The following is a 24,598-nucleotide window of genomic DNA, read 5'->3' on the forward strand; positions in this document are numbered from 1 at the left end:
GTGCCCGCGTCCGACGCCCATTGCACTCCCCTGCCCCGCCTGCTCGTCAGCGTCCGCGATCCGGCCGAAGCCGAGGCCGCCCGGCTCGCGGGCGCTGACCTGATCGACGCCAAGGACCCCGAACGCGGGGCGCTGGGCGCCCTCTGTCCGGACGCCGTGCGCGAGATCGTGGCGCGCGTCGCCAGCGAGGCGGTGACCAGCGCGGTGGCTGATCCGGCACCGGGTTCGATCGCCGCCATGGCGTCCACCGGGGTCGATTGGGTGAAGTGCGGCCTCGATGCCGATCGCCGGTGCGAGCCCGCGGCCTTCGCGGACTTGGCGGCGGCGGCGCCGAAACGCCTGATCGCCGTCCTGTTCGCAGAAGACGGACCGGCTGCCTCTCTGATCCCGGCTTTGGCGCTAGCGGGCTTCGCGGGTGCGATGATCGATACGGCGGCCAAGCACGGCGCCCGCCTGACCGACCTCGCGGCGCCGGCCGATCTCGCGGCCTTCACGCGGGCCTGTCGCGCGCACGGCCTGATGAGTGGGCTTGCGGGGTCGCTGCGCGTCATCGACATCGCTCCCCTCGCCGAACACGGACCGGACTATCTGGGGTTCCGCGGCGGTCTCTGCCGCGACTTCGACCGCTGCAACGGAATCGACCCGCTGCGGATCGCCGAGGCGCTGCGGGCGCTCCGACCCAACCAGCGGGACGCCGCGTGATCTCGGTCATCAAGATCGGCGGCAGTCTGGAGGCGGATCCGCATCGGCGACGCGCCCTCTTGGCCGACATCGCCGACGGCGCCTTCGGGCGGTGCATCGTGGTGCCGGGCGGCGGCACCTTCGCGGGCCTCGTGCGGGCCGCGCAGGCGCGGGAGGGCTTCAGCGACGCCGAGGCCCATCGCCGGGCACTGGACGCCATGAGCGACGCAGCCGGCATCTTCCGCGGGATCGAGCCGCGTCTGGTCCAGAGTCTGGAACCCTGGGCGGAATCCGCATCCGCCACGGCGCGCGTCTGGAATCCGCGCCTCCTGCGCGCCGGCCACCGCGACATCCCCGAGACCTGGGATGTCACATCCGACAGCCTCGCCCTCTGGCTGGCCGAACGGGTTTCCGCAAAGCGCTGCGTGCTGGTCAAGTCCGTCGATGCGCCGACGGGGGAGGACGTCGCCGCCCTTTCCGACGGCGGCCTCGTGGACGCGGCCTTCCCGGCCTTCGCGGCCCGCTACGCTGGCCCGATCGAGATCTGGGGACCGAGCCGCCGGGTCGCCGTCGCGCCGCGGGATGCGGCATGAGCGCCCCCGAGCACATCGTGTTCGTCACCGGCCGCCTCGCCCGGGCGCGGCTGGAGAAGGTCGCGGCCGGCCTCACCGACAGGTTCCGGTGGAGCATCGCGGATGCCGGCGTGAAGGTCGCCGCGCTGATGACCGAGGAGATCATCCGCCGCCGGATCGTGCTGCCTGAGGGCGCGACGCGGGTGATCCTGCCGGGCCGCTGCCGGGCGAACCCCGAGCACCTCGCCGCCCATTTCGGCGTGCCGGTCGAACGGGGGCCCGACGAGGTGGTCGATCTCCCGGCCTGGCTCGGGCTCGCGGCCCGGAAGGTCGATCTCTCCCGTCACGATCTGCGAATATTTTCCGAGATCGTCGATGCCTCGAAGATGAGCGTCGCGGAGATCCTGGCCAAGGGGCAAGACCTCGCCCGGAGGGGGGCGGACGTGATCGACCTCGGCGGCCTGCCCGACACGCCGTTCCCGCATCTGGAGGAGTCCGTACGCGCGCTGAAGGAGGCCGGGCTGACGGTCAGCGTCGATTCCTTCTCCCGCGAAGAGCTGGCCCGGGGCGCGGGGGCCGGGGCCGACTTCCTGCTGAGTCTCAACGAGGACACCCTCGACCTCGCCTTCGAGACCGATGCGGTGCCCGTGCTGGTGCCGACGCGTCCCGACGACCTGCCCTCCCTCGACCGGGCGATCGAGCGGATGCTCAAAGCCGGGCGGCCCTTCCTGGCCGATCCGATCCTGGAGCCGATCCATCACGGCTTCGTCGATTCGATCGCGCGGTATCGCGAGATCCGCGCCCGCTGGCCCGACATCGCCATGATGATGGGCACCGGCAACCTCACGGAGCTGACCGAGGCGGATTCGCTCGGCGTCACCGCGCTCCTCGTCGGCATGTGCTCGGAGCTGACGATCGGGAACGCGCTGATCGTGCAGGTCTCGAACCACACGCGCCGCACGGTCGAGGAGCACGATGCGGCCCGGCGGGTGATGTACGCCGCCAAGGCGGATTCGGCGCTGCCGAAGGGCTACGGCCGGGCGCTGCTGGCGCTCCACGACAAGCGGCCCTTCGTGCAGACCTCCGAGGAGATCACCCAGGCCGCCGCGGAGGTTCGCGATCCGAACTATCGGATCGCGGTCGCGGAGGACGGCATTCACGTCTACAACCGCGACATCCACAGGGTCGGTACCGACGCGATGGCGTTCTTCCCCGAACTCGATGTCGCGAGCGACGGTGCCCACGCGTTCTATCTGGGCGCGGAGCTCGCCAAGGCCGAGACCGCGTGGCGGCTCGGCAAACGCTACGTGCAGGACGAGCCGCTGGATTGGGGCTGCGCCGCCGACGCGGAGGTCGAGGACGCCACCGCCTTCAAGAAGGCCGGCCACACGCGGCATTCCGGCCCGGACGCGCCGCCCCCCGGCACCCGGGACGCGCGGTACGCGACGCCCGAGGCCGATGCGAAGCCGCCCGAGACCGTTCCGGATGAGGCGGCCCACGCCGGGGCGTTGCCGGAGCGCCCGCAAACACCGGAGACGAAGCTGGTCTGCGGCCGGCTGGTGCCGGCCGATCAGGCGTGAGCCGATGCCGCTTATCCTGGAAACCATCGTCACGACACTCTCGCCTGCGGGCGAACTGCACCTCGTGCCCTTCGGGCTGATCGGCGAGGCGGACGGCTACGTGCTGGCACCGTTCCGGCCCTCGCCGACCATCGTCAATCTGGAGGTGAACCCCTGCTTCACGGCTTCCAGCCCCCGCGACATCCGAGTGATCGCCGGGGCGGTCACAGGCCGGCGCGACTGGCCAACCGTGGCCTGCGCGGCCATCGCGGGTCGGCGCCTTGCCGACAGCTTCGGCCACGCCGAGTTCGAGGTCGCCTCGGTCGAGGACCACGAGACCCGGCCGCGCTTCCGTGGTCGCATGGTTCACAGCGCCGCGCATGCGCCGTTCATCGGCTATAACCGCGCGCAGGCGGCGGTCTTGGAGGCTGCTATCCTGTCCACCCGGCTCCACATGCTGGAACCCGAGAAGGTGTTGACGGAGATGGCCTATCTCGCCATCGCCGTGGGCAAGACCGCCGGGCCCCGCGAGCGCGAGGCCTGGGGCTGGATCGAGGACAAGGTCGCGGCGGCCCTCGGCCCCGAGGCACGCGTTCGCGATCGTGACGACCGCTGAGGGCGGGAGGAGAAGGACAAGATGAAGAAAATCACCCTGGCTTTGGCGGCCACCGCGGCGCTCGTCGCCGCGACCGCGCAGGCCCACGGCCCGACCCGACGCAAGATCCAAGAATCGATCGAGATCAACGCGCCGGCCGACAAGGTCTGGGCGGTGGTCGGCGACCTGAAGAACGCCGACTGGATGCAGAACGTCACCAAGACCGAGCTGAACGGCGACCCGGCCGGAAAGTTCAAGCGGGTGCTGACGCTCAAGAACGGCGATCAGATCCAGGAGACCAGCAACAAGTTCAAGCCCGACGACAAAATTTTCTCGTACTACATCGACAAGGTCGACGTGAAAGACCTACCGGCCAACGATTATTCGGCGACGATCACGGTCGAGCCGGAGGGCGACGCTAAGTCGAAGGTCGAGTGGAAGGCCGCCTTCTATCGCGGCTACATGAACAACGATCCGCCGCCCGATCTGAACGACGAGGCTTCCGAGAAGGGCGTAGGCGACTGGATCAAGGCGAGCCTCGCCAACCTGAAGGCCAAGGTCGAGAAGGGCTCGTGAGGCTCAGCCGGGCGGCGCTCGCCGCCGCCCTCGCCCTTTCGGGCAGCGTCGCCCGCGCCGAGCCGGCGCGGGAGGCGATCGTCACCGCGCAACTCGGCGGCGCGGTCGAGGTGGTGGATCTCGCCGCCGGCAAAGTCGTGCGACGCATCCCCGTCGATGGGGCGCCGGCCGGTATCGCCCTCTCGGCGGATCACAGGCGCGCCTACGTGACCCGTCCCGAGGGCCATGGCCTCGCGGTGGTCGATCTCGACGCCGGCCGGATCCTGTCCGAGGTCCCGCTGCCCGGCGGGCCGCTCGGCATCGCGGCGGACCCGCGCGGCGGCCGGGTCTACGTGGCCGACTGGTACGGACACCGCCTGTTCGTCCTCGATGAGCGAGACGGCACCTTGGTCCCGGACGGCGAGATCGCGGTCGGGGCCTCGCCCTCGGGGATCGCGGTGAGCCCAGACGGGGCGACGCTCTACGTCGCCAACCGCGAGGCCGGTACGGTCTCGGTCGTGGACGCGGCGGCACGCCGCGAGACCAGGACCATCCCGGTGGGCCAGCACCCGTTCGGCATCACCCTCGATGCCGCGGCGGGGCGCGCCTACACGGCCAATGTCACCGGCGACGACGTGTCGGTGATCGATCTCGCGGCGGGCCGCGAGATCGGGCGGGTCCCGACCGGCCGGCGGCCCTACGTGATCGCACTCAGCCAGGGGCGCGGCTTCGTCACGGACCAATATGCCGGCAGCGTCACCGTCTTCGATCTCGCCACTCTCAAGCCGATCGCCGACATCGACGTAGGCGATCATCCGGAGGGCATCGGCGCCGACGCGGATGGCCACCTCTATGTCGCCAACTGGGGCGACAACACCTTGAGCATCCTGGATGCCGCCACGCTGAGGGTGACCCGGACGATCCCGACGGGCGATGGACCGCGCTCGTTCGGCGAATTTCTGCGGTGAGGGTTCCCGGCCCGGTGTCCTTCACAGCGACTCGCGGCGCGGCCCCCGCCGATAGGCGACGCGCGCGGCGACAAGGGCACCGCCCACCTGCAGCAAACCTGTCTCCCCTAGATCCGTGGGGCTGAGATGGGCCTGGATCAGCACCCGTGTCAGCGCGTTCAGGGCAAGCAGCGTCAGGCAGAAGGCCGCTGCGGCGAGCAGGCCGCCGACGAACTCGGGCATGGATTCGCTCCCGTTTGGAACGGGATCAACCTAGCAAGCCGCGCGCCAACGCCAAGCTGCCCGACCTGTCAGCGGCGCCGGGGCGCCGCGACGGGCCTGGCCTCGGCGGCGGGCTTGACCTGCGCCGCCGGGGCCGGCCGCGGCGTCTCGACCACGAGGCGTTTCACCGGCCAACCATCGCTCCAGCGCTCCATGTCGGCGAGCCGCGGGTTGTTCTTGAGTGCCGTGGCGTCCGAACCGGCGAAGGCCGTCATCGCGGCAAGATCGAAGACCTTCCAGAAGCCGAGATAGTCGAGGGCGTCCACCCGCGCGAGATTGACCTGCGACACGAGCGTCTGCTGCTCGCCCGTGAGCGCCATGTCGGGCGACCAGCGGAAGGGCGGCGGCTTCGGATTGTCCTTCGGCGCGTCCTTGGCCTCCGGCGCTGGCTTGATGGCGCCGCCGTCAAAGGCCGTATCCAGGCCGGCGGGTGCGGCGAGCGTCGCGGTAAGCGCCGGAAAGCCGTGATCGTCCGAAAGGATGCGCACGAACAGCTTGCGATCCGGGGGTACGGAACTCGTCTCGCGCAGCAGCCGTTTGGCGGCGAGATCGGCGGCTCGGGTATCCTTGTCGCCCACCATGGTGACGATGATCGTCGCGGGGTCGATTGCCGAGAGGTCGCCGAGCGTGATGCCCCGCGATTTCGGTCCGCTGGCGATACCGCCGGGCGTCGCCGCGAAGATCAGTTTCGGCACCGGCAGGCCCCGCGTCTTGGCATCCGCCGCGAGATCCAGCGCCAGCGGTGCGCCGGCCAGATGGCCGATCATCGCGACGCGTTCAGGGTCGGGCTTGGCCTCGCTGTCCCCGGCGAGATCCGCCAGGGCTGCCTTCACCAGCGACTCGGCGTTGGCCGGCGCGTCGGCCGGACGCGTCCGGTTCACCTCCTGGAAGCGTGGCACGATCACGAGCCAGCCCTGGCGGGCCAGATGGTCGATCCAGGCCCCGTAGCTCTGGGGGTTAACGATGCCCCACCCATGCAGAAACACGGCGACGGGTCGACCCGTCTCCGGCGCAGCGCCCGCCGTGTAGAAGGCGTAGCTGCCCGCCGCGCCGCGGCCGAGAAGGCGTTTCACGACGGTGGTCTTCCGATCCCCGACGCTGCCCGGACCCTCCGCCGGCTGAGGCGGCGGTGTCGCCGCCTGCGCCGATACCGCACCGGTCAGGATCGTGATCGCGACCGCGGCGAGCGATCCGCGGAAGGCGGTGGGACGCATGGAGGGCTCGATTGCGTAAACGCCTGCGCCTGCAGGATTGGAGGCGGTGAATAGCAGATTCTCGGGCCATGGCGAGCGAGCGCCGATCTGATCGGCTGTTCCCTGGATCGAAGGCTGCTTCGTTTAGCCGGGGTGCGGAAACGAGGTCCGATCGAACGGCCCAGGATGATCCATCGACCTCCGCGCGTGTTCTCGCGGCCCCACGCGACACGGACCGAGCAGGATGACACAGGGTCGATCCAGATCAGGCTTGCCGATGATGGCATCGCGTGTCCGGCAGACGCAATCCCGGAACGAGGTGTCGGCGGCTCCGATATCAAGCCCGGAGCGTGGACCGCAGTGAAGTCGCATGATCGACTTGCTGCGCCAAAACCGCGAGCGTGAGCGGGACCGCATCGTCCAGCTCGCCGTAGAGTGTGCGCAGCTCGTCGCGAACCGAGTCGAGAATGGCCAGCTCCGCGGATTCCGGCTCGCCGGGTCGGCGCAGGGAATCGGCGTGGTTGGCAGCAACGATCTTCATGGCGACGCCTGCGATCCCTTGATATGTGCGAAGTCCGGCGCCGCGCTCCGGAGTGCCGTACAACGACGCCGCCGCTTCAAGTTTCCAAGCCCGGGCTGATTATCTTGCCGCCCGTTCCGATGATCGCAGGTCCGGTCTCGCCGGAGGGACGCCCCGCCGCCTGCTCGACCCAGGCCAGGATGTCTTCGGCGCGCCAGGGCTTCGGGATGAAGGTCGCCGACACGCGCAGGTCGCTCGGCTGATCACCCGCATCGCCGGAGGTCAGGAGAACCCGCACCCGCGGCCACGTCACGCCGATGATCCGCGCCAGCTCGAAGCCGCCAATCGGACCGGGCGTGCGCACGTCCGAAAACACGACGCTGACCTCCCCCGCCCGATCGTTCAGGATCGCCAGCGCCCGGTCGGCGGTCTCGGCCTCGATCACGGTGAAGCCCGTATCCTCCAGCAACGTAGCCGCGAGGAAGCGCTCGTCGGGCTGGTCCTCCACGACGAGGATCACGGGCTTCCGGCCGGTCTGTACCGAGTCGCTCATGGGCCAGGACACTCTACAGGGGCTGAACGGCGGCCGCCGCAATCGGTTCAACGCTTTATCGCGGCGGTGGGCCGGACCCGCGCAGGCACGGAGCCTCCTGTGATCCTTGCATAATAAAGAAGTGGTGTTTGTGTCCTCAGTAACACAGCTATTCAGGAATGCCCGGATACGCGCCCAAGCGCGGCAACCTGGGCTCGCCCCGGTCCGGCGACGGGCCGGTTCGCAAACCGCGCGCGGCGTCCCGCCCGCCGATCGAAGGCGGCCACGCGGCGCGAAGCGGTCTCAGCTGACGTCGTGGGCCTTCAGGAATGCCAACGCGCGCGCCCACCCGTCCTCAGCGGCTTCGCGCCGGTAACTCGGCCGGTAATCCGCATGGAAGCCGTGCGGCGCATCCGGGTAGACCACCAGCTCGACGCTCTTCCCCGCCGCCTTCGCCCGATCGCGCGCCTGTTCGACGGACGCGACCGGAATGCCGGTATCGGCCCCCCCGTAGAGGGCAAGCAGCGGCGCATTGATCTCGGCCGCCACATCGCCGGCCGTCCGCGGCTGGATCTCGGTCCGCTCGCCGCCCACCGGCCCGTACCACGCGATCGCGGCCTTCAGGTCGCGGCGATGCGCCGCGTAGAGCCACACGTCGCGTCCGCCGCGGCACCAGCCCATCACGGCCAGCCGATGCGCGTCGCCTTTCGCGGCCGAGGCGGCCCAGGCCGCGGTCGCGTCGAGATCGCCGATCCACTGCGCGTCCGGCGTCTTCGAGATGACATCCCGGATGATGATCTTGGGATCCGTCATGGTCGAGAGATCGCCTTGCCGGGCATAAAGCTCCGGTGCGACGGCGCAGTATCCGGCCTTGGCGAGGCGCCGGCAGATGTCCTTGATGTACTCGTGGACGCCGAAGATCTCCTCGATCACCAGCACGATCGGGAACGGGCCCGCCCCCTGCGGAACCGCACGGTAGGCCGGCATCGGGCCGTCCGCAGCCGGGATCGTCACCTCACCGGCCTCGATGCCGGCGGCGTCGGTATGGATCACCTGTGCCTCGACCCGGGTCGTGGCGAGCGTCAGGCCGCTCATCAGGCTGGTCATGACGAACCCGCGTCGCGAGAGCGGTGGGCTGATCAGGCCCTCAAGCTCTTCTGCACCGCTGGCCGTGTCCTGTTCCGCCATGCCGACGTCTCCCTGGCTGTTCCGGACAGGGGTACCGTGTTTGGCGGCGATCGTCTCCCCGGGGGCGACAGGATCGCGCGTCCTTCAGCAGCGTGGCGTCACGCGCCGGCGGCCGCCCACGCGCGCACGGCCGAGCGAGCGGAGACCCGAACCCTCGCCGGCGCTTCGCGCGGCTGAAGCATCTCGGCCAACGTCACGACGGTCTCGGCGGCCGGCGACACGACCGCGCGGATGCCATAGCCAAGGGCGAATGAGCGGATCAGTTCGGCGTCGCGCGCGATGCCGAACCGGTCGAGCGCGGCCAGGAACGCCTCGCGGAACAGGCTGGGACGGCACCAGCGCTTCTCGGCCATCTGCAGCGGCCAGTCCCACAGACCCTCCGCGCGCCGCGCCGCCAGCGCGTCGCGGGCGATGAAATATCCGGTATCCCGGTGCTCGATCCCGTCGGGCTGCACCGACCACTCATCGTTGCCGAACAGCTCGGCATCGGCCACATCGCTCATCGGATCCTCCGCGCCGTCCCGGCGTCCCGAAGCATCGGAACATTGCCGGAACACTGGCCCGGATGCAGGCGTTGGTCAAGGCAGATGTTCCCGGTGCGTTCGCTCCACCGGGGCGCCTAGCGTTTCCGGAACATCGGGTGCTCGATCCGATCCCCCGGTTGGATCCCGAGCTTGGCGGCCGTGCCGGCATTGAGTTCCAGCACCGCCACGACCGGGCTTCCGGACGGAATGATGGCGGTGGAGAGCGGCTCCGTGTCGGCCGCGATGCGGCTGATGGTGCCGTCCGGCCGGATGAAGACCATGTCGAGCGGAAGATAGGTGTTCTTCATCCACATCGTGACGGGTTCGTCCCGCTCGAAATCGAACAGCATCCCGTGATCGGCCGGCATGTGCCGGCGGAACATCAAGCCGCGAGACCGGCCGGCATCGTCGCGCATCACCTCGACGTCGAAGCGCTTCGGACCGGATTTCGTCGCGATCGTCAGCGGCTCAGCCCTGGCCGTCGCTGCCTCGGCGGCCGACTGCGCGGGCGCGACCGGACCTAGGATGACGGATGTCAGGCCGAGACCGATCGCGGCTGCCGCGAGGCGGGACAGGAAACTCACAGGCTGAAGCCTCTCGTAAGATGATGCTCGGACCCGACATAGGCCAACACGGCGCGCGTGGGAATCCGGGGTCGCTCGACCGCCGCTCGCCGGCCGTGCCTGTGTTGTGACGCGCGCCCTTGCGCCGAACCGGCGTCCACTCCGGCGGAGAGCGCTCTAATGCGAGGCCGGGAGTGTCCCGTCGATCAGACGGACCTCGGCGGCCATGACACCCTTCGAGCCGTCGCCGTAGCGTACCAGGACCGCTTCGCCGGGCTTCAACTCCGCGATGCCGTACCGGCGCAGCGTCTCCATATGGACGAAAATATCCGGCGTGCCGTCGCCCCGGGTCAGGAAGCCGAAGCCCCGAAGGCGGTTGAACCACTTCACCACCGCGGTCTCGAGACCGCTCGTCGGGGTTACGGTGACGTGCGTTCGCGGCAGTGGCATCTCCGAGGGATGCACGGCCGACGTCTGGTCGAGGGAGATCACCCGGAAGGCCTGCCAGCCGCGCGGCCGTTCCACCGCCTCCACGATGATGCGCGCGCCCTCGCTGGCGGCCTGATAACCGTCGCGCCGCAGGCAGGTGACGTGCAGGAGGACGTCCGGCGCGCCGTCGTCCGGCACGATGAAGCCGAATCCCTTCGCGACGTCGAACCATTTGATGTGGCCCGCAACCTCGATGAGATCGAGACCCTCCTCGTCGCGCTGGCTCGTCTCGTCGATGCGAGCCGAAGCCCGCTCGGAGTTCTCCGGCCCGGATCCGCGTTCGTCAGACATGGCCGAGAAACCTACCCTGAATCACGCCGCGCACTTTCCCGGCAAGATTAACGAAGTCCTGACTCGCGGGAAGCCCGTTTCGCCGACCAATGAGCGCGGCCCAGTTGCAATCTCGGGGCTTGTATGCGCGGCGGCAACAGTCGATGCGGCACCCGTATCGATACTCAAGCACCGGGGCCGGGAAGCGAAACTGGTCGACGGCTGCCGTCGCCACGGCCTGAAGGATTGGTCGCCCACCACTTTCACGTTTCCGAGAGTGATCGAGCGTCGTGAGTGGTCGGGCGTGGTGGATCGCGTCCCGATGCCGACGGGAGAAACCCTTGGCATCGGTCGCGGTCCCGTGGTTTGAGGGCGCCGCCATGCTCGCCGATGCCGCCATCGATCCCGACCCGACCGCGTCGACCGCCGAAGCGGAAAGGGGCCGCCTGCCGGTGATCGATGCGACGCGGGCGACAGCCCTCGCCGCCATGGCCGGCTATCACACGCTCTGGGATCTGGGCTACCTTCGGCTGACCGACGAGAACTATGCGCTGACGCCGCTCGCGCACCGCGTCGCCGAGACGATCGCGGGCAGCTTCCTGCTCCTGGTCGGTGTCGGGCTCGTGCTGATGAACGGGCGGGGCATCCGGACGAGGGCCACGCTGATCCGCCTCGGGCGTGTCGGCGGCGCCGCCCTGCTCGTCACGCTCGGAACCTGGATCGCTTTTCCGGATGCCTTCGTGTTCTTCGGCATCCTGCACTGCATCGCCGTCGCGAGCGTGCTGGGTCTGCCCTTCCTGTACGTGCCGGTGTCGGCCACCGCGCTTGCCGCCGTCCTGGTCTTGGCCGCGCCGTTCATCGTGCACGCGCCGTTCCTCGATGCCCCGGCGCTGTTCTTCCTGGGCCTTGGTGCGGTGATGCCACGGACCAACGACTACGTGCCGCTGTTCCCCTGGTTCGGGCTGGTGCTCGCGGGGATCGTGCTCGGGCGGATCGGCTTGCCGCGGCTTGCCCGCTCCCGCCTCGGGGCATGGGAGCCGCGCTCGCGCTTCGGCCGCGGCGCCACCTTCGCGGGACGCCACAGCCTCGCCGTCTACCTGATCCACCAGCCGGCGCTGCTCGGAGCGCTGGCCGGCGTCGTGACGGTGATCGGCGCCAACCCGCGGGCCGGCCTCCGGGCATTCCGGGCCGATTACATGACGATCTGCACGCGCACCGGCGGCGAGGCGCCGCTCTGCCGGATCGCGGCCCGCTGCACGTCGGACGCCCTGCTGCGCGCGGATCTCTTCCGGGAGGACGGACGGCCGTTCAGCCCGCAGGAGCGGCTTCAGGCCCAGGCGCTGTCGCAGGGCTGCTACGCCACCCTTGAGAACGCCGCGCGCGCACCGCGCTGACACCGGCCGCGCCGTTGCGCGGCCGGACCCGCTCGCTCAGTCCTTGGCACGCTCGACGTAGGCCCCGTCGGCGGTCATGACCACGACCCGCGTCCCGGCCGCGATGTGCGGCGGCACCGTCGTGCGCACGCCGTTCGACAGCGTCGCGGGCTTGTAGGACGACGAGGCGGTCTGCCCCTTCAGGACCGGCTCGGTCTCGGCGACCTCCAGGGTCACGCGCTGCGGCAACTCGATCGTCAGCGGCACGGAGTTGTGGATCGAGAGCATGACCGCCATGCCCTCCTGGAGATACGGGGCGGCGTCGCCGACCACATCCTCCGGAACCGCGACCTGCTCGTAATTCTCGGGGTTCATGAAGTGGAACCCCTCGCCGTCGCTGTACAGGAAGGTGTGCTCCCGGTCTTCCACGAAGGCGCGCTCGACCTGCTCGGTGGTCCGGTAGCGCTCCGAGACCTTCACGCCATCGGTGATGCGGCGCATGTCGAGCTGGGTCACCGGCGTGCCCTTGCCGGGATGGATGTTCTCGGCGAACAGGATCACGTAAAGCCGGCCGTCCTTCTCGACGACGTTGCCCTTGCGGAGCGTTGAGGCGATCACCTTCACGGAATTGCGTCCTGCATTGACATGGGGGGCGGCACGCGCCAAGCGCGGGCGCTGCATCTCGGACCTCGCCACTATCGCATCTGCGTCCCGGTTGCCAGCGGCGGCCGATCTGTCGTCGTGAGCCGGCGACGGAGCGAGTTGCGTCGGGGCCGAGCTTGGGAATGGGCCGGACCGACACGATCATGACAGGCGCATCGCCTTCGCCCTGGTGGGCCGCCGATCGCCATGCCGATCGCCGCCCGGCGCTGATCCAGCGCAACCGGCTCACCGCGGCATTCCGGGCTTGGTTCGCCGAGCGGGATTTCGTCGAGGTGGAGGCGGCCTGCCTGCAGGTCTCGCCGGGCAACGAGGCGCATCTGTCCGCTTTCGCCACCGAAGCCGTTGGTCCGAGCGGTGCGCGCACGCCGCTCTACCTGCACACCTCACCGGAATTCGCCTGCAAGAAGCTGCTGGCAGCCGGCGAGGCGCGGCTGTTCAGCCTTGCCCGGGTGTTTCGAAATCGCGAGCGGGGACCGCTGCACCACCCCGAATTCACGATGCTCGAATGGTATCGGGCCGGGGCGCCCTACACGGCGCTCATGACGGATTGCGTCGACCTGCTCAGACTGGCTGCCACCACGGCAGGCCAACGCCGCTTCACGTATCGCGGCCGTGACGCGGACCCCTTCGCGGATCCCGAACGGCTCACGCTGGCCGAGGCGTTCGATCGGTTCGCGGGGATCGACCTCCTCGCCACCGTGATAGGGAAGGGCGAGACGGATCGGGATGCGCTGGCCCGCGCCGTCGCCGCCGCCGATCTGCGTGTGGCGCCGGACGACACCTGGGCCGACCTGTTCTCGCGGGTCCTGGTCGCGCGGATCGAGCCGCATCTCGGCGTCGGACAGCCGACGATCCTGTGCGAGTATCCGGTGAGCGAAGCGGCCCTCGCGCGGCCGGCCCCCCAGGACGGCCGCGTCGCCGAGCGCTTCGAACTCTATGTCTGCGGGGTCGAGCTCGCCAACGCGTTCGGCGAGTTGACCGAACCGGAGGAGCAGCGCCGCCGCTTCGAGGGCGAGATGGCGGAGAAGCTGCGCGTGTACGGCGAGCGTTACCCGATCGACGAGGATTTTCTCGCGGCCCTCGCCGTTATGCCGGACTCGTCGGGGATCGCCCTCGGCTTCGACCGGTTGGCGATGCTGGCCTGCGGTGCCGGCCGCATCGAGGACGTCATCTGGACACCTGTCGCGGAGACCCAGGCGTGACCAAGGCCCTGCATAGCACCGACGATCTCGCCGCCGCCGGCCTGATCTCCGGCGTGGAAGCCGACGTGCTGCGCGCCGTGCTGGCCCGCTACGCGGTCTCGCTGACCCCCGACATGGCCGAGCTGATCGAGCCGTCGGACCCCGATGACCCGATCGCACGGCAGTTCGTGCCCTCGATCGAGGAATGCCGGGTCGAGCCCGAGGAACGCGTCGACCCGATCGGCGACGCCGCCCACGCGCCCGTCGCGGGGATCGTCCATCGCTATCCGGACCGGGTGCTGCTGAAACCGCTGCACGTCTGCCCCGTCTATTGCCGCTTCTGCTTCCGCCGGGAGATGGTCGGACCGAACGGACACGGGACGTTGAGCGAGGCCGAGTTGGAAACCGCGTTCGGGTATATCGCCCGGGATTCGCGGATCTGGGAGGTCGTGCTGACGGGCGGCGACCCGTTCGCGCTCTCGGCGCGGCGCCTCGGCCGCATCGCGGAGCGGCTGTCGGCGATCGAGCATGTCCGGGTGCTCCGGATCCACACCCGCGTGCCCGTCGTCGATCCCAACAGCGTGACCGACGGTCTGGTGCTGGCCCTGCGCCGCTTCGGCCGCGCGGTCTTCGTCGCCCTACACGCGAACCATCCGCGGGAATTCACGTCCGGCGCGCGCGCCGCCTGCGCCCGGCTGATCGATGCCGGGATCCCGATGGTGAGCCAGACCGTGCTGCTGCGCGGCGTCAACGATGAGGCCGCGACGCTGGACGCGCTGATGCGCAGCTTCGTCGAGAACCGGATCAAGCCCTACTATCTGCACCACGGCGATCTCGCGCCCGGCACCAGCCACTTGCGCACCGGCCTTGCCGAGGGACAGGCGCTGATGCGTGCCCTGCGCGGACGGCTCTCCGGCCTCGCGCAGCCGACCTACGTGCTCGACATTCCCGGCGGCCACGGCAAGGTGCCGGTGGGGCCCGGCTACCTGCGCGAAACCGCGGACGGGCAGCGCGTGACCGATCCGGACGGGCACGAACATGCCTATCCGCCGCGGTGTGAGAAAAAGGCGTGACGATGCGCAGGCTCTGGGGACGGCTGACCTCGGTGAACGTACAGAAGGCGGTCTGGGGGCTCGACGAAGCCGGACTCGCCTATGAACGGATCGACGCTGGCGGCGCCTTCGGCGTCGTCTCCGATCCGGCCTACCGGGCCCTCAATCCGAACGGACTTGTGCCGACGCTGGAGGAGGACGGTTTCGTCCTCTGGGAGTCGAACGCCATCCTCCGGTATCTGGCCGCGCGCTGCCCGGCGCTGGCGCTGCCGGAGGATCCCAGGGCCCGGGCCCATGTCGATCAATGGCTCGACTGGCAGGCGACGAGCTTCACGCCGGCCATGCGCGACGCCTTCTGGCAGCTCTTCCGGTCATCCGATCCCGACCGCGCCCTCGTCGCCGGTTCGCTGAGGAAGACGGAAGCCCTGGCGGCGGTCCTCGACACGCATCTGGCGGATCGGGATTACGTGGTGGGCGACAGGTTCAGCATCGCGGATATCGCCCTGGGTTGCGCCGTGCACCGCTGGCTGAACCTGCCGGCCGAACGCACCGAGCGCCCGGCGCTGAACCGGTGGTACGCGCGCCTTGCCAACCGAGCGGGCTCCGCTCGTGCCCTCGGCGAACCGATCGGATGAGCCTTTCGGCGGTCTTGCCGTCGGACGCGAAAAATCCACTTGGCTGAGCACCGACGTGACAGAGCCGGCGGCGCACCTCGCCGCCCCAAGGAATCTTCGATGGCGATCGACCCGACCCTGCGCGACGCGCTCTCTGCCGTGACGCCAGCAAGCCTGGCCCGCGCGCTGACGCGGGCTGACGTCAAGGCGTTCAGTCCGCTGGGTCTGACCGCGCGCGGCGGCACCGCGATCGGGACCGCCTACACGCTGCGGATGATCCCGGCCCGCGACGATGCCGCCGGCGACATCGCCGCCGCAATCGACGCCGTCCCTGAGGGATCGGTCGTGGTGATCGACGCCGCCGGAACCGGCTTCACCCTGCCGTTCGGCGCGATCCTCGCGGCCCGGCTCGTCCGGCGCGGCGCGGTGGGCCTAATCACCGATGCCGCACTCCCGGAGGAGATCGGCCTGCCGCACGGAAGTGCGCCGCCGGGCGGTTCCGGCGTGCTCGCCCTGGTCGGCACGCAGCAGCCCGTCGCCTGCGCCGGGGCCGCGATCCATCCGGGCGACATCGTGGTCTGTTCGGACGCGGGGATCATCGCCCTGCCCGCCGGTATCGCCGAACGGATCGCCCTGGAAGCCGTGGAGCAACAGCGACTCGATCTCTGGATCCAGCGCGAGGTCGAACGGGGCGAGAGCCTCGCCAGCCTCCTGCCGCCGGATGCAGCCGCTCTGGCGCGGTTCCAGGCCGAGACGAAGCCGGCGTGAACACGGTGTTCTTCCCGTTGTCGAAGGTGGTCTATTTCCTGATCACCCCGTCGAACGTCCTGATCGTCTCCGTTTTGATCGGAGTGCTTCTCCTCGCGGTGGCGCGGCTGCGCAGGACCGGGACGGCCCTGGCGCTGCTCGGCGCCGTCGGGCTGGCCGTCTGCGGGCTGGGGCCCCTGTCGGAGATCATCCTGCTGCCGCTCGAACAGCGCTTTCCGCCGTTCCCGGCGGACGGACCGCCGCCCGCAGGCATCATCGTGCTCGGCGGCGGGATCGAGGCGGGCCTGTCCGAGGCGCGGGCGCAGGTCATCGTCAACGATGCCGGCGAGCGGCCGATCTATCTCGCCGACCTGGCTCGGCGCTTCCCCGCGGCGCGGCTGGTGTTCTCGGGCGGCAGCGGCTTCATCGGCGGCGGGATCGCGGAGGCCGACATCGTCAGCCGGCAGGCGGACACGATCGGCGTGCCCCGCACGCGCCTGATCCTGGAGAACCGCTCGCGCAACACCCGTGAGAACGCGCTGTTCACGGCGGCGCTCGTGCAACCGAAGCCCGGCGAGCGCTGGCTGCTCGTGACCTCGGCCTGGCACATGCCCCGGGCGGTCGGCTGCTTCCGGCAGGCCGGGTTCACGGTCGATGCCTTCCCGGTCGATTACCGGACGCGTGGCTGGGGCGATGTCGCCCGCTTCAATGGCTTCGCCTCGGACGGGCTGCTCCAGCTCGATCTGGGCGTGAAGGAGTGGATCGGCCTCGCGGTCTACCGGTGGGCGGGCTACACGCCGGACTGGTTCCCGGGGCCGGAGGCGCCCGAGGGCAGCGCCAGCCGGTAGATGCCGCGGAAATCATCCGGATCCACCGGCTTGCCCTTGCGCAGGATCGCGATGCGGCCCGCATGGGCGAGGCGCACGGCGACCCGGCGAACGGGCTGCATCAGCGGACCCCAGCCGTCTGGATGCGGGCCGCCCAGCGCCCGGGCGACCTCGGAGGGACAGACCGTCTTCTGCGCCCCGCGCGCCGCGACGAGGCCGAGCATGGTCTCCTCGATCGCCGCGTCGTCCGGTCTCGAATCGGTCATGTCCGTGCCTCTTCCAGGGGGGACAGGAGCGGTCCCTCGTGGGGGCCCTCGCCGGCCTCGAGCAGCGCCGAGCGGATCTCGGAGGCGAATTGCCGTCGCCACATGATGACGACCACCGCCGATGTCGAGACGAACAGCACGTAGGGGCTGATGAACCAGCCGAGATACGCCAGCGCGAAGAAGAAGGCCCGCTGCCCGCGCGCGAAATGCCGGCCGGCGCTGACGTTCATTGCGGCGAGCCGACGGACTGCGCGCAGCATCTCGGTCTCGCTCGCCCCCGATCCCCTCGGCGGCACCGCACCGAGCAGGATCGCCGCATAATTGAACAGCCGATAGGCCCAGGCGAATTTGAAGAAGGCGTAGACGAAGACCAGCGCGAGGCCTGCGACCTTCAGCTCCCAGGTCAGGCGGCTCGCCACCATGCCGAACGGCAGCGTGGCGAACAGGTTCAGCACGTCGTCGCCGGAGCGCGACAGGGTCAGCACCGATCCAAGGGCGATCAGCGAGGTCGAAGCGAAGAAGGCGGTGCCGTTCTGCAATGAGGCGTTGATCTGCGTGTCGACAACCCGGTTGTCGCGGCCGATCACCTGCCGCGCCCAGTTGGAGCGGTGGCCGTTCATGATCTGACTGAGGGACACCATCCGGCCCCGAAGCCGGCCGACCGAGAGCCCGTACGCCACCCAGGCGAGGATGAAGTATAGGACCGCTCCGAGATCCAGGGGCGAGAATGCAGGCTGGCCGGTGGATAGGGCGGTCATGATCCTCGGATAGCGTGTTCACAGTGGCCCCGACGCCATAACAGCGGAGACGCTGACGCAGAAGCCACCTGTGCGCCCGAACGGCGTCCGGGGCTCAGCCGCTCAGGATTTCGAAGCCGCTCACGCCCGGCGGATCCTCCAACTCACGCACGGCGACCCCGGTCACCCGGGCGCCCGGCGGTCCAGAACGGCAAAGCGTCAGCATCTCGGCCACTGCGTCAGCAGCGCCGCTGAACAGCGCTTCCACCGAGCCGTCGTCGCGGTTGCGCACGGTGCCGGTCAGGCCGCGGGCGCGAGCCTCGCCCCGGGTCCAGGCCCGATACGACACCCCCTGGACCTGCCCCTCTATGACGACGGAGACCGTTCGCGTCTCACGCATGCCGAACCACACCCGCCGGTGGGACTCGCGCGTGAAACGCGGGCCCGGATCGCCTCACTCGGCCGCGATGGGGCGACGCACGGTGGCGTCGATGACCGACGACCGCGTCGCGCCCGTGCGGACGTGGGTCGAGTAGAGCATCAGGCCGGTAAAGGCGAGGCCGCCGACGATGTTGCCGATCAGCGTCGGGATCTCGTTCCACAGCAGGTAGTCCATGATCGTCAGGTGGCCGCCCATGAGGATCGCCGATGGGAACAGGAACATGTTCACCACCGAGTGCTCGAAGGTCATGAAGAAGAACACCGTGATCGGCATCCACATGGCGATCACCTTGCCGGGCACCGAGGTGGACAGCATCGCGCCGATCACGCCGGTCGAAACCATCCAGTTGCACATCATCGCGCGGACGAAGAGCGTTAGCATGCCGGAGGCGCCATACTTCTCGTAGCCGAGGGTCCGCGCCTCGCCGATGCCGGCGATCAGCTTGCCGACGGCGTTCGGCTCGGTGGCGAAGCCGAAGGTGAACACGATCGACATCATCACCGCGGTGGTGAGCGCGCCCGCGAAGTTGCCGACGAAGACAAGCGCCCAGTTGCGCGCGACGCCCGCCACGGTGACGCCGGGCCGCTTGTCGATCAGGGCCAGCGGCGTGAGCACGCAGACGCCGGTGAAGAGATCGTAGCCCAGCAGGTACAGCATCGAGAAGCCGACCGGGAACAGGAGCGCGCCGACGAGCGGCTGGCCGGTGGTCTGGTTGATGGTGACCGCGAAGGCGGCGGCGAGCGCCAGGATCGCACCGGCCATATAGGCCCGGATGAAGGTGTCCTTGGTGGCCATGAAGACCTTCGACTCACCCGAATCGACGGCCTTCTTCACGAAATCGGCGGGCGCCAGATACGACATGCAGAACTCTCCCTCGCAGGCGGCCGGCAATCGCCGCTGACCGACGGGCGCCCTGCGCAATCACGAATGGCTGAACGGGCGCGGTGCTGCCCCTCGCCCGCCAGCTCGATCGTGGGCAAGCATGTCGCGTACCAGTTGCGAGGGCTTCAGGCCGGAAGACCGTGCGACCAACTGTCGAGCTCGCGGATGTAGGCGGGCGGCAGTTGCGCCGCGCGCGCCGCCGCCAGGACGGCATCAAGGTATCCGGGCCGCGGGCGGCCGGGGGCGGTGGAGCAGCCGAGATAGATCAGGGCGCGCTTGACGCCGCCCGGGGTCCGGACCGGCAGGGTAGCCTTCGTGTAGAGGCCGCCCGCCACGCCCTCGTAGCGATCGAGGGCCGGGATATCGTCGCTCGCAAGTTCCCAGATCACGCCCCAGACGGTGCGGGTGGAATTGCGCACGACCGAGGCATAGCCCTCGCGCATGATGATGAAGCGATACCCCTCAAGGCGCCCGCCGCCGATCAGCCGCGAGACCGGGCAGCGCAGGGCCATCGCGGCGGCATCCATATTGGCGCCGTAGGCAAAATAGAGGGGCATGCGGCGGAGGTGAAGGTGCCTATTCGCCTGCCGGAGGATCGAGGCGTCGCGCTGCGCGCTCGTTCGCGCGCACGGCAGTATAGGCGATCGCCAAGGTGATTGCCGGAAAGCCGAACGTGACGAAGAGCCAATCGTAATTCACGGCTTCATGCTCCGAAGGGCACGCCTCGCGCCGTAATGGAGTGCACAACCCGTGCATAGACGAACGACCGTGAAGACCGCATTCTCGACATGCATGGATGGTGCGGTGGCTATACCGAAGCTTGCGGCCGTCATCGGTGTCACGAAGCCGATGACGACATATGCGACAGCGATGTTGTTCAACGTCGTCGCCAGCAGCTTCGTCTGCTCGTTGTGAACCGCACTCACGACGAACGCGACTCGGCTCAGGCGAATTCCAGGATCACCGCGTCGACCGCGAGGCTGTCGCCCTCCTTGGCGTGGATCTTACCTACGGTCGCGTCGCGTTCGGCGCGGAGCACGTTCTCCATCTTCATGGCCTCGACGACTGCGATCGGCTCACCGTTCTTCACCTCCTGGCCCTCGGCCACAAGGATCTGCTTCACGAGGCCCGGCATCGGGCAGAGCACCTGCTTGCCCGAGCCCGCCTGCTCCTTGACCGGCATCAGCGCGGCCAGTTCGGCCTCGCGGCGGGTGTAGACCCGGGCCTCGGCGGCCGCGCCCGCGTGCTGCAGGAACACGCCGTTGAGCAGGCTGCGCACCTGGATCGCCACCCGCTCGGAGCCGATCGTACCGATCCAGACCGGCTCGCCCGGGCGCCACGCGCTCGCCACCGTCAGGGACTTGCCGTCCTCCTGCGCGACCAGCAGATCCTCGCCCTCGGGCGTCACCGTGACGGGGTAGGATCGGCCGGCCAGGATTACCACCCGTTCCCGCTCGAAAGCGAACAGCCCCGGCGCGCGCATCTGCCCGGAAATGCCGCGCTTTCGCTGGTTCAGCTTGTGGTCGATCGCCGCCGCGGCAGCCATCATGCGCAGCGCGACCGGCCCGTCGGGCTCCGGCGCGATGAAGCCGTTGGGAAACTCCTCGGCGATGAAGCCGGTGGAGAGGCGGCCCTCCTGCCAGCGCGGATGCGCCATCAGGGCCGACAGGAACGGGATGTTGTGGCGGATGCCGTCGATCGCGAAGGCGTCCAGCGCCTCGCCCTGCGCGGCGATCGCCTCGGCCCGGCTCGGCGCCCAGGTCACCAGCTTGGCGATCATCGGGTCGTAGTGGATGGCGATCTCACCGCCTTCCTCCACGCCGGTATCGTTGCGCACGATCGCCTTACCCTGCTGTCCCTCCTCCGGCGGCCGGTAGGTCGTCAGCCGGCCGATCGAGGGCAGGAAGTTGCGGGTCGGATCCTCGGCGTAGACGCGGCTTTCCACCGCCCAGCCGTTCAGCTTCACGTCGTCCTGGGTGATCGGCAGCTTCTCGCCGGCCGCGACGCGGATCATCAGCTCGACGAGATCGAGGCCGGTGATCATCTCGGTCACCGGGTGCTCGACCTGGAGACGGGTGTTCATCTCGAGGAAGTAGAAGGACTTGTCCTGCCCGGCCACGAACTCGACCGTCCCGGCCGAATCGTAGTTCACCGCCTTGGCGAGCGCGACCGCCTGCTCGCCCATCTTGCGGCGAGTCTTCTTGTCGAGGAGCGGCGACGGCGCCTCCTCGATCACTTTCTGGTTGCGGCGCTGGATCGAGCACTCGCGCTCGCCGAGGTAGACGACGTTGCCGTGCTTGTCGCCGATGAGCTGGATCTCGATGTGGCGCGGGTCGGTGATGAACTTCTCGATGAAGACGCGGTCGTCGCCGAAGGAGGAGGCCGCCTCCGACTTGGCGCGGGCGAAGCCCTCGGCCACCTCGTCGGCCGAGTAGGCAATGCGCATGCCTTTGCCGCCGCCGCCCGCGGAGGCCTTGATCATCACGGGGTAGCCGATCTCGTCGGCGATCTGCTTGGCCTGATCGGGCGACTCGATCACACCGAGGTAGCCGGGGACAGTGGAGACCTCGGCGGCGGCTGCCGCCTTCTTGGATTCGATCTTGTCGCCCATGGCCGCGATGGCGGCCGGGTTCGGCCCGATGAACACGATACCGGCGGCTTCGAGCGCCTTCGGGAAAGCCTCGCGCTCGGAGAGGAAGCCGTAGCCGGGATGCACGGCCTGGGCGCCGGTCTGCTTGCAGGCCTCGACGATCTTGTCGATGACCAGATAGGATTCCGCCGCTGCGGCCGGGCCGATATGCACCGCCTCGTCGGCCATGGCGACGTGCACGGCATCGCGATCGGCATCCGAGTAGACCGCTACGGTCCTGATGCCCATCTTCCGGGCGGTCTTGATGACCCGGCAGGCGATCTCGCCCCGGTTGGCAATCAGGATCTTGTCGAACATCGCTGGCGCACTTCTTCCGAGACTGCCGGACTGCGCACCGGCTTGACTGTCCCGATAGATCAGTTGCGCGACAGACGGAAGCTGCGCCTTTGTCGAACGTTCAGGCCGCCAGCGCGAAGCTCATGCGGGCAGGCTGGGCCGCGTCATGCGTCCGGCGATTGGCCTCCAGGGCAAAGGCGATCAGCGACTCGGCGCTGCCCTGGGCTTCCCGGACGATCTCTACGGCGATCCGCGCACCGACCGGGCTCGGGCCCTCCCGGCCGCTCAGCGAAGCGGCGAGCCAGCTGGCCACGTCGCGGTCGATATAGCCCGTGGGCCGGGTGCCCCACACGGCGAAGTCGACGACGGAGGCCACGAGGAAGTCGGCGAAGGCGTCGGAGCCGATCACCGCGCGCTCCAGGGCGATCAGCAGGTCGGCCTCTTCGCGTGTCATCAGACCGTCCGGAAGGACCTCGCGCTTGAGGACGAGCAGATCCTCGTCGCTGATCGCGCCGGTTGAAACGGCATGGTTGCAGAACTGTTGAACGGAAATCATGGTCATGGTCGCCTGCCTCCCCGACCTTTGCTGCGGTCGGCGCTAGTCCCTGTGTGTCTTCAACCTACGGGACGGCTTCCCAGCCAGACGTTAATGGGCAGATCTGAACGGAAGTTCAGGTAAACACCTCCCAAGCAAGCAGGCTTATTGGGACGTTGACCGGTTGCGTTACCGGACGATGACCGTCGCACCGACAGGGACGCGATTGAAGAGGTCGACCACGTCGATGTTGCGCATGCGGATGCAGCCGGAGGAGACCGCCTGCCCGATCTTCTCCGGCTCGTTGGTGCCGTGGATCCGGTAAAGCGTGTCCTTGCCGTTCTCCGACAGGTAGAGGGCGCGGGCGCCGAGCGGGTTCATCGGGCCGCCCTGCATGGCGTGGACGTGCGGCCAGCGCTTGATCATCTCGGCCGGCGGGTTCCAGGCGGGCCATTCCGCCTTGCGGTCGACGGTGGCTTTGCCGGTCCAGCCATAGGCCTCGTCGCCGACTGAGACGCCGTAGCGCAGCGCCTTCCCGCCGGGCTGGACGAGGTAAAGCTGACGCTCCCTGGTCTCGACCACGATGGTGCCGGGCGGCTCGCGGGTCGGATCGTTCATCTCGTACCGGGCGAAATGCGGATCGAACTCGGCATCCGGCACCAGGGCCATGAACTCCGCGTCGCGGGCCGAGAGGGTGGGATCGGGCACGCCCTTGAAGGAACAGCCAGCCAGAAGACTCGCACAGACGATGATCGGGACGATGCGCATGGTGCCGGTCTCGACGTTCGATCCCGCGCCGAAGACGGTTCGGTGACCGGGAAAAGCTGAAGACAATCGGGACAAGCCTAATCGCGGCGGGCACGCGGCCGTAGTCCACGCGTTGCGCCCGTGGCACATTGCCGGCTGCTGTTGCAGGCGCGCGACAGGCTTGGACCCGGGAGCGACCGTCGTGACCACTCTCTACGTGAGCCATCCCGCCAGCTTCGATCATGTCGTGCCGGAGGGGCACCCGGAGCGGCCGGCCCGGATGCGGGCCGTCGAGCGCGCGCTGGAGGACGAGCGCTTCGCCGGCCTCGTCCGGGCCTCAGCGCCCCGGGCGGAGATCGAGACCGCGACGCTCGCCCATCCCCGCAGCTATGTCGACGCGCTGGTCGCGGCGGTGCCGGAGCACGGCATGGTCGGGATCGACTCGGATACGGTCCTGTCCGCCGGCAGCCTGGAGGCGACGCTGCGGGCGATCGGCGGTGCGACGCACGCCATCGACGCCGTCGTCGCGGGCGAGTGCCGCAACGCCTTCGTGGCCATGCGGCCACCGGGCCATCACGCGGAGCGGACCCGTTCGATGGGGTTCTGCCTGTTCAATCACGCCGCCATCGCGGCACGCTACGCCCGGACGAAGCACGGGGCGGAGCGCGTGGCGCTCGTCGATTGGGACGTGCATCACGGCAACGGCAGCCAGGACATCTTCTGGGACGATGGCTCCGTCCTGTACTGCTCGACGCATCAGATACCGCTCTATCCCGGCACCGGCGCAGCCTCGGAGCGAGGCGACAAGGATACGATCGTCAACGTGCCGCTGCGGCCGAACGACGACGGCGCGGTGTTTCGTGAGGCGTTCGAGACCGGCATCCTGTCGCGCCTCGATGCCTTCCGGCCGGACGTGATCGTGATCTCGGCGGGATTCGATGCCCATCGCCTCGATCCGCTGGCCAACCTGCAGCTCGAGGCTGAGGATTTCGCCTGGGCGACGCGCAAGCTGATGGAGGTGGCGGAAGGCTGCGCGGGCGGCCGTATCGTCTCGGTGCTGGAGGGCGGCTACAGTCTCGAAGGTCTCGCCAAGTCGACCGCCGCGCATGTCGACGCGCTGATGGGGCGGTAGGACC

32 protein-coding genes are annotated in these 24,598 nt (G+C 69.2%); 14 read left to right on the forward strand and 18 right to left on the reverse strand.

The genetic code is table 11. The features are described 5' to 3' along the window. From MKK75_RS33105 to MKK75_RS33130, 6 genes are read left to right on the forward strand one after another with little or no spacing between them, the layout of a single operon-like run. Entirely contained in the window at positions 1-702 is a 702-nt protein-coding gene (locus MKK75_RS33105) for a (5-formylfuran-3-yl)methyl phosphate synthase (RefSeq protein ID WP_244046708.1), read from the forward strand. Continuing rightward, positions 699-1,274 carry a uridylate kinase gene (locus MKK75_RS33110; protein WP_244046709.1) on the forward strand — a complete coding sequence of 192 codons (576 nt, stop codon included), beginning with the start codon at positions 699-701 and terminating at the stop codon, positions 1,272-1,274. The genes MKK75_RS33105 and MKK75_RS33110 overlap by 4 nt, the downstream gene beginning before the upstream one ends. Continuing rightward, on the forward strand, positions 1,271-2,833 hold the full coding sequence (locus MKK75_RS33115; RefSeq protein WP_244046710.1) for a DUF6513 domain-containing protein: 1,563 nt from the start codon (positions 1,271-1,273) through the stop codon (positions 2,831-2,833). Before MKK75_RS33110 ends, MKK75_RS33115 begins: the two co-directional genes overlap by 4 nt. 4 nt (positions 2,834-2,837) lie before the next feature. Then, a complete protein-coding gene (locus tag MKK75_RS33120) occupies positions 2,838-3,428 on the forward strand; it encodes a DUF447 domain-containing protein (protein WP_244046711.1) in 591 nt (196 codons plus the stop codon). Positions 3,429-3,449: 21 nt separating this feature from the next. After that, positions 3,450-3,983: an SRPBCC family protein gene (locus MKK75_RS33125; protein WP_244046712.1), complete on the forward strand. Its 534-nt coding sequence runs from the start codon at positions 3,450-3,452 to the stop codon at positions 3,981-3,983. Beyond that, entirely contained in the window at positions 3,980-4,930 is a 951-nt protein-coding gene (locus tag MKK75_RS33130) for a YncE family protein (protein ID WP_244046713.1), read from the forward strand. The genes MKK75_RS33125 and MKK75_RS33130 overlap by 4 nt, the downstream gene beginning before the upstream one ends. A 21-nt stretch (positions 4,931-4,951) precedes the next feature. Here the strand turns inward: MKK75_RS33130 and MKK75_RS33135 are convergent, their stop codons facing one another. The 8 genes from MKK75_RS33135 to MKK75_RS33170 all read right to left on the reverse strand — a co-directional run bounded on the left by MKK75_RS33135 (position 4,952) and on the right by MKK75_RS33170 (position 10,491). Continuing rightward, the gene (locus MKK75_RS33135) at positions 4,952-5,152 is read right to left on the reverse strand and encodes a hypothetical protein (RefSeq protein WP_244046714.1); all 201 of its coding nucleotides are present in this window, start codon (positions 5,150-5,152) and stop codon (positions 4,952-4,954) included. Positions 5,153-5,220: 68 nt separating this feature from the next. Next, positions 5,221-6,405 carry a chlorophyllase/cutinase-like alpha/beta fold protein gene (locus tag MKK75_RS33140; RefSeq protein WP_244046715.1) on the reverse strand — a complete coding sequence of 395 codons (1,185 nt, stop codon included), beginning with the start codon at positions 6,403-6,405 and terminating at the stop codon, positions 5,221-5,223. Positions 6,406-6,721: 316 nt separating this feature from the next. Further along, positions 6,722-6,925 (reverse strand): hypothetical protein, encoded by a 204-nt coding sequence (locus MKK75_RS33145; protein WP_244046716.1) that lies wholly within the window; start codon positions 6,923-6,925, stop codon positions 6,722-6,724. Positions 6,926-7,001: 76 nt separating this feature from the next. Then, a complete protein-coding gene (locus MKK75_RS33150; protein WP_244046717.1) occupies positions 7,002-7,457 on the reverse strand; it encodes a response regulator in 456 nt (151 codons plus the stop codon). 282 nt (positions 7,458-7,739) lie between these two features. Next, positions 7,740-8,624 (reverse strand): dienelactone hydrolase family protein, encoded by an 885-nt coding sequence (locus MKK75_RS33155; RefSeq protein WP_244046718.1) that lies wholly within the window; start codon positions 8,622-8,624, stop codon positions 7,740-7,742. Positions 8,625-8,722: 98 nt separating this feature from the next. Continuing rightward, complete coding sequence (locus tag MKK75_RS33160; protein ID WP_244046719.1) at positions 8,723-9,127, reverse strand: hypothetical protein; 405 nt, start codon at positions 9,125-9,127, stop codon at positions 8,723-8,725. A gap of 116 nt (positions 9,128-9,243) precedes the next feature. Then, entirely contained in the window at positions 9,244-9,732 is a 489-nt protein-coding gene (locus tag MKK75_RS33165; RefSeq protein WP_409567647.1) for a DUF192 domain-containing protein, read from the reverse strand. A gap of 156 nt (positions 9,733-9,888) precedes the next feature. Further along, entirely contained in the window at positions 9,889-10,491 is a 603-nt protein-coding gene (locus tag MKK75_RS33170) for a cold-shock protein (protein WP_244046720.1), read from the reverse strand. Here MKK75_RS33170 and MKK75_RS33175 point away from each other — a divergent pair. Both MKK75_RS33175 and MKK75_RS33180 read left to right on the forward strand, forming a co-directional pair. After that, positions 10,490-10,840: a hypothetical protein gene (locus MKK75_RS33175; protein WP_244046721.1), complete on the forward strand. Its 351-nt coding sequence runs from the start codon at positions 10,490-10,492 to the stop codon at positions 10,838-10,840. The two genes, MKK75_RS33170 and MKK75_RS33175, sit on opposite strands and share 2 nt — an antisense overlap. Positions 10,841-10,850: 10 nt before the next feature. After that, positions 10,851-11,864 carry a heparan-alpha-glucosaminide N-acetyltransferase gene (locus MKK75_RS33180; protein ID WP_244046867.1) on the forward strand — a complete coding sequence of 338 codons (1,014 nt, stop codon included), beginning with the start codon at positions 10,851-10,853 and terminating at the stop codon, positions 11,862-11,864. 36 nt (positions 11,865-11,900) lie between these two features. Here the strand turns inward: MKK75_RS33180 and efp are convergent, their stop codons facing one another. Next, positions 11,901-12,524, reverse strand: coding sequence for an elongation factor P (gene efp / locus MKK75_RS33185; RefSeq protein ID WP_244046722.1), 624 nt, complete (start codon positions 12,522-12,524; stop codon positions 11,901-11,903). Between the two features lie 125 nt (positions 12,525-12,649). Here efp and epmA point away from each other — a divergent pair, with 125 nt between their 5' ends. The 5 genes from epmA (at position 12,650) to MKK75_RS33210 (ending at position 16,948) form a co-directional block, all read left to right on the forward strand. Next, complete coding sequence (gene epmA / locus MKK75_RS33190) at positions 12,650-13,708, forward strand: EF-P lysine aminoacylase EpmA (protein ID WP_244046868.1); 1,059 nt, start codon at positions 12,650-12,652, stop codon at positions 13,706-13,708. After that, the gene (locus tag MKK75_RS33195) at positions 13,705-14,760 is read left to right on the forward strand and encodes a lysine-2,3-aminomutase-like protein (RefSeq protein ID WP_244046723.1); all 1,056 of its coding nucleotides are present in this window, start codon (positions 13,705-13,707) and stop codon (positions 14,758-14,760) included. The genes epmA and MKK75_RS33195 overlap by 4 nt, the downstream gene beginning before the upstream one ends. Positions 14,761-14,762: 2 nt before the next feature. After that, positions 14,763-15,374, forward strand: coding sequence for a glutathione S-transferase family protein (locus MKK75_RS33200; protein ID WP_244046869.1), 612 nt, complete (start codon positions 14,763-14,765; stop codon positions 15,372-15,374). A 99-nt stretch (positions 15,375-15,473) separates the two neighbouring features. Further along, positions 15,474-16,121, forward strand: a complete 648-nt coding sequence (locus MKK75_RS33205; RefSeq protein WP_244046724.1) for a dimethylmenaquinone methyltransferase — start codon at positions 15,474-15,476, stop codon at positions 16,119-16,121. 5 nt (positions 16,122-16,126) lie between these two features. After that, on the forward strand, positions 16,127-16,948 hold the full coding sequence (locus tag MKK75_RS33210; protein ID WP_244046870.1) for a YdcF family protein: 822 nt from the start codon (positions 16,127-16,129) through the stop codon (positions 16,946-16,948). Here the strand turns inward: MKK75_RS33210 and MKK75_RS33215 are convergent. The 9 genes from MKK75_RS33215 to MKK75_RS33250 form a co-directional block, all read right to left on the reverse strand. Then, a complete protein-coding gene (locus tag MKK75_RS33215) occupies positions 16,891-17,193 on the reverse strand; it encodes a DUF3253 domain-containing protein (RefSeq protein ID WP_244046725.1) in 303 nt (100 codons plus the stop codon). The two genes, MKK75_RS33210 and MKK75_RS33215, sit on opposite strands and share 58 nt — an antisense overlap. Further along, a complete protein-coding gene (locus MKK75_RS33220) occupies positions 17,190-17,951 on the reverse strand; it encodes a DUF599 domain-containing protein (RefSeq protein WP_244046726.1) in 762 nt (253 codons plus the stop codon). Before MKK75_RS33220 ends, MKK75_RS33215 begins: the two co-directional genes overlap by 4 nt. A 94-nt stretch (positions 17,952-18,045) precedes the next feature. Then, positions 18,046-18,330, reverse strand: coding sequence for an acylphosphatase (locus tag MKK75_RS33225; RefSeq protein ID WP_244046727.1), 285 nt, complete (start codon positions 18,328-18,330; stop codon positions 18,046-18,048). 54 nt (positions 18,331-18,384) lie between these two features. Then, on the reverse strand, positions 18,385-19,233 hold the full coding sequence (locus tag MKK75_RS33230) for a formate/nitrite transporter family protein (protein WP_244046728.1): 849 nt from the start codon (positions 19,231-19,233) through the stop codon (positions 18,385-18,387). Between the two features lie 146 nt (positions 19,234-19,379). Further along, on the reverse strand, positions 19,380-19,811 hold the full coding sequence (locus tag MKK75_RS33235) for a gamma-glutamylcyclotransferase family protein (RefSeq protein WP_244046729.1): 432 nt from the start codon (positions 19,809-19,811) through the stop codon (positions 19,380-19,382). A 19-nt stretch (positions 19,812-19,830) separates the two neighbouring features. Further along, positions 19,831-19,953 carry a hypothetical protein gene (locus tag MKK75_RS35970; RefSeq protein WP_279594275.1) on the reverse strand — a complete coding sequence of 41 codons (123 nt, stop codon included), beginning with the start codon at positions 19,951-19,953 and terminating at the stop codon, positions 19,831-19,833. A gap of 244 nt (positions 19,954-20,197) precedes the next feature. Next, on the reverse strand, positions 20,198-22,201 hold the full coding sequence (locus MKK75_RS33240; protein ID WP_244046730.1) for an acetyl/propionyl/methylcrotonyl-CoA carboxylase subunit alpha: 2,004 nt from the start codon (positions 22,199-22,201) through the stop codon (positions 20,198-20,200). A gap of 100 nt (positions 22,202-22,301) precedes the next feature. Further along, entirely contained in the window at positions 22,302-22,742 is a 441-nt protein-coding gene (locus tag MKK75_RS33245; protein WP_244046731.1) for a hypothetical protein, read from the reverse strand. 162 nt (positions 22,743-22,904) lie between these two features. After that, positions 22,905-23,483: a L,D-transpeptidase gene (locus MKK75_RS33250; RefSeq protein ID WP_244046732.1), complete on the reverse strand. Its 579-nt coding sequence runs from the start codon at positions 23,481-23,483 to the stop codon at positions 22,905-22,907. Positions 23,484-23,664: 181 nt separating this feature from the next. On the opposite strand from MKK75_RS33250, the gene MKK75_RS33255 reads away from it, so the two are divergent. Beyond that, positions 23,665-24,594, forward strand: coding sequence for a histone deacetylase family protein (locus tag MKK75_RS33255; protein WP_244046733.1), 930 nt, complete (start codon positions 23,665-23,667; stop codon positions 24,592-24,594). The last annotated feature ends 4 nt before the right edge of the window (positions 24,595-24,598 follow it).

This window comes from Methylobacterium sp. J-030 (assembly GCF_022829545.1).
Lineage (GTDB): Bacteria > Pseudomonadota > Alphaproteobacteria > Rhizobiales > Beijerinckiaceae > Methylobacterium.